At 44.5% G+C, this 13,195-nt stretch carries 11 protein-coding genes; 5 read left to right on the top strand and 6 right to left on the bottom strand.

Annotated features, from left to right (window positions below; translation table 11 throughout):
* Nucleotides 1-262: 262 nt before the first annotated feature.
* A complete protein-coding gene (locus GJB61_RS00755) occupies nt 263-1,117 on the bottom strand; it encodes a helix-turn-helix domain-containing protein (protein WP_195724183.1) in 855 nt (284 codons plus the stop codon).
* An 85-nt stretch (nt 1,118-1,202) separates the two neighbouring features.
* Here GJB61_RS00755 and GJB61_RS00750 point away from each other — a divergent pair, with 85 nt between their 5' ends.
* Entirely contained in the window at nt 1,203-3,131 is a 1,929-nt protein-coding gene (locus GJB61_RS00750) for a family 20 glycosylhydrolase (protein ID WP_195724182.1), read from the top strand.
* 200 nt (nt 3,132-3,331) lie between these two features.
* Here GJB61_RS00750 and GJB61_RS00745 read toward each other — a convergent pair whose 3' ends face one another.
* Nucleotides 3,332-4,411 (bottom strand): Gfo/Idh/MocA family protein, encoded by a 1,080-nt coding sequence (locus GJB61_RS00745; protein WP_154116179.1) that lies wholly within the window; start codon nt 4,409-4,411, stop codon nt 3,332-3,334.
* 156 nt (nt 4,412-4,567) lie between these two features.
* Here GJB61_RS00745 and GJB61_RS00740 point away from each other — a divergent pair, with 156 nt between their 5' ends.
* Both GJB61_RS00740 and GJB61_RS00735 read left to right on the top strand, forming a co-directional pair.
* Nucleotides 4,568-5,500 (top strand): hypothetical protein, encoded by a 933-nt coding sequence (locus GJB61_RS00740; protein ID WP_154116177.1) that lies wholly within the window; start codon nt 4,568-4,570, stop codon nt 5,498-5,500.
* 64 nt (nt 5,501-5,564) lie between these two features.
* Entirely contained in the window at nt 5,565-5,807 is a 243-nt protein-coding gene (locus tag GJB61_RS00735) for an NHLP leader peptide family RiPP precursor (protein ID WP_420819725.1), read from the top strand.
* A gap of 18 nt (nt 5,808-5,825) precedes the next feature.
* On the opposite strand, the gene GJB61_RS00730 is transcribed toward GJB61_RS00735, so the two are convergent.
* Nucleotides 5,826-7,586, bottom strand: a complete 1,761-nt coding sequence (locus GJB61_RS00730; RefSeq protein ID WP_229521391.1) for a sensor histidine kinase — start codon at nt 7,584-7,586, stop codon at nt 5,826-5,828.
* Nucleotides 7,587-7,798: 212 nt separating this feature from the next.
* A complete protein-coding gene (locus GJB61_RS00725; protein ID WP_154116171.1) occupies nt 7,799-9,700 on the bottom strand; it encodes a sensor histidine kinase in 1,902 nt (633 codons plus the stop codon).
* A gap of 264 nt (nt 9,701-9,964) precedes the next feature.
* Here GJB61_RS00725 and GJB61_RS00720 point away from each other — a divergent pair, with 264 nt between their 5' ends.
* The gene (locus tag GJB61_RS00720; protein WP_154116169.1) at nt 9,965-10,516 is read left to right on the top strand and encodes a hypothetical protein; all 552 of its coding nucleotides are present in this window, start codon (nt 9,965-9,967) and stop codon (nt 10,514-10,516) included.
* A 90-nt stretch (nt 10,517-10,606) separates the two neighbouring features.
* On the opposite strand, the gene GJB61_RS00715 is transcribed toward GJB61_RS00720, so the two are convergent.
* On the bottom strand, nt 10,607-11,815 hold the full coding sequence (locus GJB61_RS00715) for an MFS transporter (RefSeq protein ID WP_154116167.1): 1,209 nt from the start codon (nt 11,813-11,815) through the stop codon (nt 10,607-10,609).
* Between the two features lie 170 nt (nt 11,816-11,985).
* Here GJB61_RS00715 and GJB61_RS00710 point away from each other — a divergent pair, with 170 nt between their 5' ends.
* Nucleotides 11,986-12,657, top strand: coding sequence for a peptidylprolyl isomerase (locus GJB61_RS00710; protein ID WP_420819718.1), 672 nt, complete (start codon nt 11,986-11,988; stop codon nt 12,655-12,657).
* Nucleotides 12,658-12,790: 133 nt separating this feature from the next.
* On the opposite strand, the gene GJB61_RS00705 is transcribed toward GJB61_RS00710, so the two are convergent.
* Nucleotides 12,791-13,132 (bottom strand): DUF898 family protein, encoded by a 342-nt coding sequence (locus tag GJB61_RS00705; protein WP_154116165.1) that lies wholly within the window; start codon nt 13,130-13,132, stop codon nt 12,791-12,793.
* Between the last annotated feature and the right edge of the window lie 63 nt (nt 13,133-13,195).

Here is a 13,195-nt window from a genome sequence, read left to right as displayed (position 1 = left end):
AATCACAGATACAAATCTGATAGCGTTGTTCCCCCACAATATGATAGCCGGTGGAAAGGATGCGAAGTGAATGGTCCCCTGCATCCACCTTGTGGAGTGTGCGACAACTGATGCAGTAGAATTCTCTCATGAGTTCATCTCCAACATAGCCCGTTAATTCTGTTAATATTAACTAAATAATATCACTTTTTACTAAAAATCGTCAACATAAATCCTCAAATTACGACAACATACGATATCAATCGACTGTGCATGTCACCACTTATACATTACTCCGGCATAATTGAGGTGAAATGCCCATGTACTTCTTAAATAATCGTGAGAAATAGAACGAATCGCTATAGTGTAGCATGCCGGAAATCTCTTTAACTTGCAGCGAAGAATTCAGCAATAGGTGCTTCGCCTCAGCCATTTTTAGGCGGTGAATATATTCATACAAGGGATAGCCGCTACTGTGTCTTACCTGACGACGAAGCGTTGACATGGAAATGTGATGTTTGGCAGCAATCTGCTGCACATCCAGTTCACCATACACGCAGGAATTCAAATCCGCTCGAAGCTCTGGCATAAGATCCACCTGTGAAGACCGGCTATTCTTTTTAATAATCACCGAACATTCCAGCAGCATTCCTTCCAGCAGTACGACCGCCCGATCAGCATCTACGGGAATACCACCGTCCATTCGCTTCAGAACTTCTTCGAAAGTAGACAGTAGTTCCTGAGTAGCATCACTCTGAAATACAATTCCCCCGACAATTAGACCAGATTCAAGCCATTCGGAAACACGTGTTCCGCTAAAATTAATATAATACTCATCCCAGCTACCACCAGGTGGCGGTCCATAGCTGTAGCTATGTCCTGGACGGAAGAAAAACAAGCTGCCCTCATCTACCTGCTGCACTTTACCGCCATTCTCCGTATAAGAACCATTTCCAGAAACTATGTATACAACAGCCCACTGTTCAAAAAACACGTCTGAACGAAATAATGTTCTTCCAGGTAAATGACCCGCCTGTCCAATCCGGATAGCCTTTAGCTTCAACCTGGAGGATTCAACCTTGGGGTCAATAATTCGTATCGGATACGGGCTGACCATATAATCCATGACCTTGGGCATGGTAAACATTCCTTCCTCAAATTCATAGTGATATTGTTATGGATAAAGATGATCCTAATTCTATATGACCAAAGGTGGCTACTCTATGACCAACCATTCCCTATTACTTCTTCCTAATCCGCGTGAACTTACTTTGTCTGAGGGATTCTTTCATATCCCTGCAACCGGAAGCATTGTGCTGGCCAATGCCACAGATCGTAATGCCATGCCTGCTGCCCGTAAGCTCCAGCAGGTAATCTCACAGGTTCTACAACTGAGCCTGCCTTTATCCATCGGGACTCGTTCAGCGGTCCTGTCTGTTTGTAACTTTAGTTATAACCCTGAACTGCCCGCACAAGGCTATGAAATCCTTGTTGAAGAAAGCGGTATTTCGGTATTCTATAGTTCTCCTGAGGCAGCCTTTTATGCAGTAGCAACATTGAAGCAGCTAGTGGAACAGTCCGGTAGAACTATTCCAAAACTGCATATCCGGGACGAACCAGACTTTGGAGCCAGAGGTGTGATGATCGATATCAGCCGGAACAAAATACCGAAGCAAGAAACGCTGTACCGGATCGTTGATCTTATGGCCGATTTGAAGATGAATCAACTGCAGCTATATATAGAAGGTTCTCCATTTGCCTATGAGTCTTTCCCACAGGTTTCAGAGCTTGAAACACCGATCACGGGTGAGGAAATTTTGCTGCTGGATGCTTACTGTCGAGAACGTTATATTGAACTGGTTCCTAACCAGAATAGCTTCGGACATATGGAAGACTGGCTTTCCCGACCTGAATTCAATCAACTGGCGGAGATCCCTGAAGGCTTCATGTTGCCCGAGGAAATGTATGCTGCTGACTTCTATCCAGAAGGATTATTTATGCGGGCCGGAACCTTTCATACAGAAGATCCTGCCGTAGTCAGTCTCTTGGGTAAAATGTATGATGATCTGCTGCCGTACTTCAGCTCTAATCAGTTCAATGTAGGCTGCGATGAAACGTATGAACTGGGACTCGGCAAAAGCAAAGCACTTGCCGAAACACAAGGCAAGGGCCGTCTTTATTTATCTTTTCTGCAGAAAATACATGAACTGGTGGTCAGTCGCGGTAAAACGATGCAGTTCTGGGGCGATATCATTATCCAATACCCAGAGCTGATTGCTGAACTTCCCAAAAATATTATTGCCATGGAATGGGGCTATACTGCCGAGCATCCCTTTGAGGCAGATACTAAAAAATTCCGTGACGCTGAAATTCCGTTCTATGTCTGCCCTGGGACCAACTCTTGGAACTCCCTTACGGGACGCAGCGACAACATGCTGGCCAATCTGCGCAGCGCAGCTATTCACGGTAGAAATAATGGTGCCATTGGTTATCTGATCACGGACTGGGGTGATTTTGGTCACTGGCAACATCTTCCGGTCAGTTATGCCGGATTCGTATACGGTGCCGCAGTTGCGTGGAGTGTAGATACCAATCAGCAAGCTGATGTCACAGGCTACTTGAATAGATCGGTTTTCCAAGACCAATCCGAGAACATCGGCCAGCTCCTACTGGATCTCGGAAACTATTATAAGCTCGAATCCCCTATTATTCGTTCAAACGATACAGAAATGTCCATGCTGCTGCGATGTAATCTGGACAATGTACTTATGGTTGAGCAACTTACAGAAGAACATTTCGAGCGCTTGGAAGTATATATCAAACAGATTGATGGTCGACTGGATGGACTCTCTCTGAAATGCGATGATGCCGAGCTTGTTCTGAAGGAGCTGAAGAACGGTATCCATTTCGTGAAGCATGCGATACAGCTAGGCAGAATCAAACGAATGTTGGCTTCAGAACCTCAACTCATTGATCCACTGTTCATCACAGAGCAGATTAAGGATCTCGACTTACTCCTTCATCAATATCGACAGCTCTGGACTGAACGCAACCGGCTCGGCGGTCTGGAGCAAAGCACCTCAAAGTTAATTCGACTACGCAGCCAGTACGAGAATTTGACAGCTATTCTTTCCGGTTCAGCTAAGAAATAATTCCACGTGGTTACGGCTTGGTAAGTCGGGAAAAGGTAAGAATTCCGACTTACCAAGCCGTTTTTTTTAAATATAAGAATTTATATGTTTCACGCGATAACTTATCCTTATATTTCTCGAAGAAACGGGTGCCGCCTCTTTCAGAGGACGGCAAAGCCGTTTCTTCTTGTTTACAACGCTTCATTATAATAGATACGTCACTATTTACCCTTTGACCAAGGCTGGCTTTCCGAAATGATCACCTCGCCTGTATTCACCGACTGCTCCAGCAGCAGTGCCAAATATTGATCCTGACTGCCTTCCGCCAGACTATAAAAAGAAGGTCCTCCCTGAACATGTTGTCCCATTCGGAGCAGACTTTCTGCGATCGCAATCTCATCTTCACTTAATCGAGCCGGAGTAAACGGATTGCGGTATAACCACTCTCCATCCCCCATAATACCCTTAAGATAAAACCCCTCCAGATTACCGCCATGTCCGGCATCCACCCGACGCAATGTACTATACAAAGGCGTATCATAGCTCTGTAGCCAAGATATCTCATTACCTATGATTTCACCACGATCCCCTCGTACCAGAATACGGTTTCCACGAATCCATGAGAAATACTGATCACCAACAAAATCAAACAATCCCAGCTTATCTCCAAAATCAAAAGTAGCAATTATCTGTTCAGATTGAACCCTTCTTTCTAAAGTTGGTGGTCCGCTGCGCTGCGGTCCGTTCACTATAGGCGACTGAAATTTCTGACCGCGAATCGTGACGTTTTGGTATCCAATACCGAGCAGTTGTCGCATCAGGCTGATTCCATGATACCCATGGGCTGCGGATACTTGGGCTTGGCTGATTTCTCCAAGTACTCCGGAGCGGGCTAGCCTTATTCTAGCGGCATGCATGGGCTGAAACAAATATTGCTCGGCAATCTGTACAATTGCGGAAGTGCTAATTTGGTTCCATAGCTCAGTCAATTGCTCCAGATCCTCCGCAGGAGGAGTCTCCGCTAATACTGGAATTCCGGCACGGCAAAGTTTGATAATATAGTCCTTGCTTACTTCGCGCTTCAGACTCACAACAGCAAAGGAGTATCCTCCAGCTGCAATGAACTCCTCAAGCGTGCTGTAGACTGCTACTCCCCAAGTCTTTCTTAAGCTTTCAGCTTTATCCGTATTTCTAACGTACATGGCGGCAACGGCAAATTGTTCCGGAAGCGCTTTGGCAATCCGCAAATAAAATTCCGCTCTCCAGCCTCCGCCAAGCAATCCAAAGACGATTTTCTCCATCCCATTCATCCCTTCTGCAACTAACGCAACTCTTCTTCTTCTATTTATTAAACATCCTCAAACTTTATATTGAAATGAATTTTTGAGAGGATTATAATCAGGACGAACAAGCCACATTTTTCCATAAATTCATTAATTATGACAGGAGATACGCCTATGGATTGGCTTTATGATTATGAGGAAGAGCTTCGCTTGGTGTTTCAAGAAAGTAGATCTATCATCTCCAAATTTCCTGAACCCTTAAATTCTCAAGGCATATCCTATCTTGATCATTTTAACGTATTTACAACAGGAAGCCATAAAAACTACATATGCTACTTGCTACCTTTTTGGTTTCAGAAAGGATATAATCTTTCCCCTGATGATACTTACAAATTGTCGATGGGCAACGTATTCTTTATGCTGTATTTCTTTATTCAGGATGATCTAATGGACAGCACGGATTCCGCTCATGCCAAGCTACCACTGGCCAACCTGCTTTATATTGAGTTTCTGAATATTTACAGATCCTACTTTGCGCCCAATTCATCATTCTGGTCCTCCTTCAACCACTATATCTCACAATGGGCAGACAGTGTAAGCCATGAAAGAGAACGAGACTACTTTCTAAACGACAGAGTCAAAATCGCCCACAAAGCCAGTCCGCTCAAATTATCGAGCACCGGCATCCTGCTTCTCTCAGGTAGTGATTCTTTGGTTGCTCAATCTGAAGACCTAATCGATGATGTACTGCTTACTTTGCAAATGCTTGACGATTACGAGGATTGGGAACAGGATCTGGCTGAGAATAATTATAATTGCCTGTTGTCACTCACCCGCAGCCACCTTTCAGACGACCGTAAGACACTTACTGAGGGAGAAGTCAAAGATTTCATCTTTACGACTAGCGGTTTGAATACTTATGCCAAGATCGCAGAGGCGACTCATAACAAGCTCGCTGTTTATGAAATAGATGCTCCACAGCTAATTTCCTTCCATCAAGTGCTGGTTAGAAATTTGCAGCATATCTCAGCAGCGATCGAAGCGGAGAAGCAGATTCTTCAAAATGGCGGCCTCTATTATTGGTTATCAAAAAATATCAAAAAATGATAGAAATAGAAATAACCACATGCTATACTCATGAGGAAAATATAACCATTTGGGAAGGGTGATTATTGTGTCAGAAGCAATTCTTAGAAATCAAGTAATCCAGAAAGCATGGGAAGATCCGATTTTTAAGCAAAAACTACTCACAGATCCGAAATTAGCCCTCAAAGAAGCGTTAGGTGTTATCATTCCCGACAGTGTTACCTTGAAAGCTGTAGAAGAGGGTTCTGATGCATTCTATCTCGTGATTCCTCCAAGTCCATCCTCAGGCGTAATGAAGACCGATCTTACAACACTCGGTTCTTGGTAAGACACCTGGTTAAACTTCTTAAGGAGTGGGAACTTCCAGATCTCCTGCCAATGGCAGCATAGTGATGGATTCTGTCCCCACTCCTTTTTTGCTTATAAAATGTATGTCCCCCTGCATCGCCTCAATGATTCGGAAGGTTACCATCAAACCTAATCCCGTTCCTTTAGTCTTGTTGGAGAAATACGGCTCACCCAACCGGATCAGAACTTCCGGACTCATGCCTTCTCCATTATCCTTAATATGAATGAACACTTTATCCGCTTTACTATATACGGTCAGCTGAATAGTCCCTTCATCCCCAAGCGCTTCAATGCTGTTCTTGATGATATTAATGAATGCCTGTTTAAATTTCGAAGAATTCCCTCGCACCCATAAATGATCTGCCACATCCAATATCAACTTGCCACCGTTCATATGACAGAGCGGCAGTAATATACTCTCAATATGCTTAAATTCATCGTAGAGGTTAAGCGTGGAGATCTGCTCGAATTCCGGCTTGGCAAAGGTCAGGAAATCTGTAATAATGCTCGATGCACGGTCCAGCTCACTTAAGGCCATTGTGAGATATCTTTTCTCATCACCGCTGGATTTCTCACTAAGCAACTGTAAGAACCCCCGTGTTACCTGCAACGGATTACGTACTTCATGAGCAACCGATGCAGCCAGCTCGCTTATAATCTCCATTTTTTCCGAACGCTGCAATTCATTATTGAACAGCTCCAGCTCACTGGAGTATTTGACAACCTGCTGATGATTCTGAGCCAGCCTCCGTCCAAGAATTACAATTAAGGAAATAATAAAAACTACGAGTGCCCACTTCCACAGGAATAAATCATAATTACCCTTCCGGATATAATACCAGAGCAATTCGCTCACACCCGTAAGGGCAGCTGTTCCGAATCCAATAGCAAAAATGATCGCATCCTTATTCCCTCTGAACGAGTAAATGATTACGCAGGCGATCAGCAGTATGAACTGGAAGATCAGAATGAATCCGATAATCGTTGTAGATATAAAATAATAAAATTCAACATAACGGTTGCCTGAAAGGGAATTGAGAATAAGACAAAGCAAACAGAACGAGGAATAGACAACCTGAAATTTACGAAACCGCCGGATGATCCCAAACTTGCCGCCACCAAATATTTTTTCGAACAAGAAGGTAAGTGCAGGCAACAAGGATAATAATGCCACATCCAACAGCACAATACTGATCGGACCCAGATAGCTGTAAAAGGTATATACAAAAGGGGAATAAGTAATAGAAAGGATACCCGTGGAGGCAATGACGATCGCCAGGGAAACTGCATTAGCGAAGGACTCCTTATTCAGATAGAAAGCACACACAAACAACACTAATGCTACAAAGAAAAAGGCGCTGCCCAAAATAACGTCTACAAGTCCATTTTTAATATAAGCATTGATTAAGACATTATGCTCTCCGATAACCAATTTATCCTTGATTCCGATTCGATCCTGTAGTGTCTCCGTCCATATGTATAAGGTTTTGCCGCTATCTTTAGGACTGAGGGGCATAAGCAAAGAATAGTTATCCTTTATGTAACTGCGACTCCCCTCGAAAATAAGCTTTTTCTCTACATACACCTTTACATGCAGCGCATATAAAGTATCAATATATATAGATGGGGATGCATAGTTCAGCGCAGGTAAGGTTAATCTGGTCCAGGCAGCCGAAACGCCAGAAGGTAACTCCGGTGCTCCCTGAAGGGAATCAACATTCATCCACCCTTGCTGATCCTGATACTGATCCCACTTCATTTGCCATTTTGTAATTTCATCTGAGGGGGACTGACTCGCCGCTGCTGTTATGAGAGACCCGAATGCCGTGAAGAGTAGAAAGAGCAATGCGGTTATATGAAGTATTTTGGCTATCAAGCGCATATGTAACACCTCAGAAGAAAGTTTGTTATACCTATTTCGCTTAGAATTCGGCCATTCCTTCAAAAAAACGGAACTAGCAAAAATAATTTCTATTTCCTTACAGTAACCGGTAAATTAACGACAACTTTGGTACCCTCGCCTTTTTCACTCTTAAACTGAATGGAGCCGTCCATGGCCTCAATGATGCGAAAGGTTACCATAAGTCCAAGACCCGTTCCTTTAGTCTTATTGGAGTAATAGGGCTCTCCCAGCCGCGCCAACTCACTACTATTCATACCTTCTCCGTTATCATGCACACTGATGATGATCTCATCTTCCGATTTCCAAGCTGTAACCGTAATGAGCCCCTCTTCCTGCAAGGATTCTATACTGTTCTTGATAATGTTAATAAAGGCTTGCTTAAATTTGGCAGAGCTACCTAGCACCTGAAGGCCCCTCTCTACCTTAAGCTCTATTGCTCCACCCTGCAGATTAGCCAACGGAACCAGAATACCAGCCACATGCTTCAGTTCTTCATCAACTTCGAGCAGATCAACCGTCTCGAGTCCCGGCTTGGCAAAGGTGAGGAAATCTGTAATGATCAGTGAAGCGCGGTCCAACTCTGACATTGCCATTTGCAGATATTCCTTCTCCTTCTTACTGGATCTTTCCCCAAGAATCTGTAGAAAACCACGTGTGACTTGCAGAGGATTGCGTACTTCATGAGCTACAGAAGCGGCCAGCTCGCTAATGATCTCCATTTTCTCCGAACGCTGCAAATTATCATTAAATCGCTCCAAATCACGCGAATATTCGATGACCTGCTCATGATTCCTCGCGAACCTCCGGCCCAGAATGACAATTAATGAGACCACAAATATCACCATGCCCCATTTCCACCAGTAGAAGTGATATTCTCCGGAAGACATATAATACAAGACCAGTTCAAAGAGAGAGAGAATGGTAAATACAGAGAACCCAATGGAGAAAATAATGGCATCCGTATTGCCAGAATAGGCATATATGATCGTCAAGACCAGCAGGAAAATAAGCTGCAGACTTATTAAGACACCAATTCCAGTAACTGACATGAATTTATAGAAATCTGCAAGTTGGTAAGACACAAGTACATTAAGCATAGCCAGACATACACAAAATACCGAATAGCCCATCTGAAATTTGCGGACACGGGTGACTATGCTATTCTTGCCGGGACCAAATATTTTTTCGAAATAGAATGTGAATGCTGGCAGCAGAATAAACAAAGCTAAATCAAAAATCAACTCGATTACTCTGCCATGGTTGCTTAGAATAAGCGGTAGAAAAGGAGAATAGGTAACCACCATAACGCCAAAGGATAAAATAACGAGCACCAGCAGCAAGCCGCTTGAAAAGAGCTCTCTTTTGAGAAACAGTGAGCATACTAAAAGCACGATAGCCATAAAAATTAATGTTGCCCCAATGATAAGGTCCATTAAATCTTGCTTCACATAAAAAGCAAGCAGCTCTCCATAGCTGCCCACCCGAATTCCGCCCTCTATGCCAAACTCTTTACCGCCACTACTGCTCCACAGATAGATCTGCCCTCCACTAGCATCTTCCGGTAAGGGTATTAGAACTTTGCTGCCATTATAATTACTTTGTCCTTGCGAGTCATAGATTAAACTATGATTTAGAAAGGCCTTAATATTATTTCCATAGACTTTATTAATTAGGAATGCAGAATTCTCTGTATAATAGGGTAAAGAAAAACGCTGCCAAGCTGCAGTTATTCCTTCTGGTACAATCTGATTACTCCCAATTGCTATTACTTTAACCCAATCCGCTTCGGATATTGCCGCAGAATCTTCGGTAGTAGGTACGTCACCTGTACTTGCCCATTTCAGTTCCCAACTAGCCAAGACAGTCTCCGAGTGTCCGCTAAACTCCATGGCAATTCCGATGAATAATATAGCAGTCAGCAGCAAAAGAACTAACATCGCAGCCGCTGTCTTTTGTAAGGGCAACTTCATCCTGGCACCTCAGTAAGTCGTTAGTTGTATTTATGTGGTTCATTTGATTCTTATTTTCGACAGTCTTCGCACTTATACCTGCCACTACTCCGCAAAACAGCTCGAAATAAGACGTATAATTTGAAATGTAAAGGGGTTAATACAGCACCTGAATGAATATATTAAGCACAGGACTGTATCCGTGAGAAGATTCGCTATCTCATGAGAGGGTAAATTATTATTATAGGGATTTAATGAGCATGACTAAAAAGGAGATGAACGGCTATGGGCAACGAATTCAATAAGACTGAAGCCGATTTTGCATACGAGCGTTACACAAAGTTGGGAGATATTCCGCCGGAACAAGATATTCCTGTGGATGATTTACGTCCTGTAAGCTCCCTCGAGTCATCACTGACAAGCCATGAGCCCGTTGGAGCTACCCCGGTTGATTTCGATGGTATCGTTGATGATGGCTCCGATCCCGTTCTGGTAGGCGATAAATATCTGGCCGCTGATATTGGTCTAAACGTTCCGGATTCCGGACTTGGCCGGCGGGCTGACCGCGAGGAAAGCATCCTTGCTTCTCCAGCACCGGAGCGGGACGAGTTGCTGGAGTCCGATGCGGCGCTCGCAGCGGAGACCGCTGGATTAAGCGAAGGCCTTATTGATTATGACGAAGAGCCTCCCCTAGATGAGGATGAAGACCTTCCGCTAGAGGATATTCCTGATGCTGACGACATTGATCCAGAATCGGCAGTTGATCCTGCGTCCCCACCGACAGATGTGATGCCTGGAATCGACGTATTAAACGGCTCCCAGGGTGAAGAGGATTAATCGTGGATTAGGAATGGCCCTTCTCCATTGATATTCAAAAAGCAGTCAGTCTCCGGTTATGGAGGCTGACTGCTTTCTGTTGTCTATGACCTATTGCCCAACTGCACGCACAGCTACAATTTGAGCATCCAGCTTACGGGACTTAACCAATAGCGCTGCCACAAGCAGCAGCCCCCCATTGAGAATAAACACCCAGCGTATCGGAATCAAACCGCCGAGCAAACCGCCAATAATCGGTCCGGCCATCGTTGCCAGTTGGGTTGCCGCTTGATTAAGACCAAAGGCCCGACCTCGAAAACTCGGCTCGATAACCTGCACAATCATCGCATTTACGGAGGGAAGTACCCCAGCATAGAACAAGCCATAGGCAAACCTCAGCACCGCAAACTCCACATATCCCGAGACAAAAAACTGCAGTATATTCCCGATACCCCCGCCAATGAGCCCAATAAACAAGACACCCCCAAAGCCTTTACGACTTCCTATTCTTCCCCACTGTGGAGCCATAATTACGGTAGCAATGCCCACAGCAGAGAACACGATTCCGGAGCTTAAGGAGGCACTACTTTTGGAAATGCCCATATCCAGCAAATAGATCGGAATCAGTGGCTCTAAAGTCATAACTGAAAAGGTACTTATACCCGCCAGTAAGACCAATGTAATAAATATTCGGTTGCCCCGCGCTTCCCTAATGTCATCACTAACGTGGGATCTAGGAGCAGAACGGTCGAAATTCTCCTCTTTGGCAAAAAAAGTAGCGATCAGTGCCGAGACTAGCACCATAACCGCCGAGAATAAAAAAGCGTTACGGTTACCGGAATAATAGCTGACTACACCGCCGATTAACGGTCCCAAAATGCTGCCCGTTGCTCCCGCTGTAGACATAATACTGAGGGCATAACCCGTCTTGTCCTCAGGGGTGTTGGTAGCTACCATCGCAATGGCAGCCGGAACAAAACCAGCCAGCAGACCCTGAAGCACACGCACGATCAGGAATATGTATGGATCATGCACGAAATAATTGAGCAAATACAAGGCCGCAAGACTAAAGCCGGAACGGATAAGCATCGGTTTACGGCCATATTTATCAGCCAAAGATCCCCAGAAGGGAGAGATCAAGGCACTGGCCAAAAAGGTGATGCCAAAGCTAATACCCGACCAAAGCTCCAGATTATTGGTTATGCCGAGATCATCGGTAAGAAAGATAGAGAGAAATGGAATCGAGATTGTATACGCCATGCTGCAAAAGAAAACGCCTATCCAGAGTACAACCAGATTCCGCTTCCATGAAAAATTCAATATGCACACACCCTTTCTGCTGTTTTCTCGGAAGCACCCCTATTATTCTAAACCTCTTTTGAACATGTGCCAATCCCAAGTAGCTCACCTGACTTTTGCAAGAAGTGGGGCAAAGGAGTTATTATGAATAATGACAATGAGTTCTTCCACGATAAAGGAGAGATTGACTAGTGAAGCTTAGACGAACAAAACACGGCCTATTTCTGATGATGGTCTGTATACTACTGGTAGTTGTGGCGGGTTGCGGGAATAAACCGGACAACAGCAATGCTGCAACAGGGAATGCCGTTACGGCAACAGAAGGACTACCTTCGGCAACGGCTAGCCACCCCATAGTGACTATCGAAATGGATAATGGGAGCATCATTAAGGCTGAGCTTTACCCTGAGGTAGCGCCGAATACGGTGAACAATTTCATCTCATTAATCCAAAAAGGCTTCTATGACGGCACTATTTTTCATAGAGTGATCCCGGGCATGATGATCCAGGGGGGTGATCCTGACGGTACAGGCATGGGCGGTCCGGGTTACAGTATTGCCGGAGAATTCACCAGCAATGGGTTCGTTAATAACGTGCTGCATACGAAGGGAATTCTTTCCATGGCAAGATCTCAGGAAGCCAATACTGCTGGTTCCCAATTCTTTATAATGGCTGACACTTACCCGAGTCTTGATGGAAGCTATGCCGCTTTCGGCAAAGTGACAGAAGGACTTGAGGTTGTTGACAGCATCGTGAATCTTCCGCGTGACAATTCAGATCGACCAAATCAACCGCCAGCGATGAAGAAGGTAACTGTCGATACACTAGGCGTCACTTATCCTGAACCACAAAAGGTACAATAAAGTTCCAGATTTAGAATGATAAAAAATGGCCTATTCAACAACAAAACTCGGCAGCTCTACCGGATCAATTTCCGGATAAGGGCGTGCCGAGTTTTGTATGTAGAGTGCTGATCTCAAAAGGTGATTGAAATCATTACTGGAAATAAGTGTTCTTAGTCTTCCATTGTTCCAGCTTGATAAACACCCAGAATCCGTAAATTCCAAGGGTAATAATCGATAAAAGGAACCATTTGATCCATTGTCCGAATAGGCTTACTGCTGTTCCTTCAAACCGTAACCGCCGGCCTTCCACCACCGTATGCTCTACTTTCCAGCGATAGATCATCACGATCGACCAGGGATAGCATATGCCCAAGGTACAAACCGTCACTAACCAGCCAACCAGACACCAGCCAATGTACTCTAGCAGGGAACCGTCAAAATAGGACTCCCCTCTTCCGTAATTCGTTAAAGACTCCATATTTAGTGCCGACATGGACATTCACCTTTCAAATCAACCTTGGATTTGGTTCTATCTTCCTAATTATCCATGAGATTG

This window comes from Paenibacillus monticola, from assembly GCF_009664975.1.
In the GTDB taxonomy this organism is placed as follows: domain Bacteria; phylum Bacillota; class Bacilli; order Paenibacillales; family Paenibacillaceae; genus Paenibacillus_AQ; species Paenibacillus_AQ monticola.
Note: the sequence above shows the minus strand (reverse complement) of the source record. Positions and strands in the feature narration are given on the sequence as shown.

Bases quoted from the DNA above. Each gene is read 5' to 3' on its own strand.
- GJB61_RS00755 (WP_195724183.1), bottom strand. From the start codon at position 1,117: ATGCCCAAGGTCATGGATTATATGGTCAGCCCGTATCCGATACGAATT.
- GJB61_RS00750 (WP_195724182.1), top strand. From the start codon at position 1,203: ATGACCAACCATTCCCTATTACTTCTTCCTAATCCGCGTGAACTTACT.
- GJB61_RS00745 (WP_154116179.1), bottom strand. From the start codon at position 4,411: ATGGAGAAAATCGTCTTTGGATTGCTTGGCGGAGGCTGGAGAGCGGAA.
- GJB61_RS00740 (WP_154116177.1), top strand. From the start codon at position 4,568: ATGGATTGGCTTTATGATTATGAGGAAGAGCTTCGCTTGGTGTTTCAA.
- GJB61_RS00730 (WP_229521391.1), bottom strand. From the start codon at position 7,586: ATGAAGTGGGATCAGTATCAGGATCAGCAAGGGTGGATGAATGTTGAT.
- GJB61_RS00725 (WP_154116171.1), bottom strand. From the start codon at position 9,700: ATGAAGTTGCCCTTACAAAAGACAGCGGCTGCGATGTTAGTTCTTTTG.
- GJB61_RS00720 (WP_154116169.1), top strand. From the start codon at position 9,965: ATGGGCAACGAATTCAATAAGACTGAAGCCGATTTTGCATACGAGCGT.
- GJB61_RS00705 (WP_154116165.1), bottom strand. From the start codon at position 13,132: ATGTCGGCACTAAATATGGAGTCTTTAACGAATTACGGAAGAGGGGAG.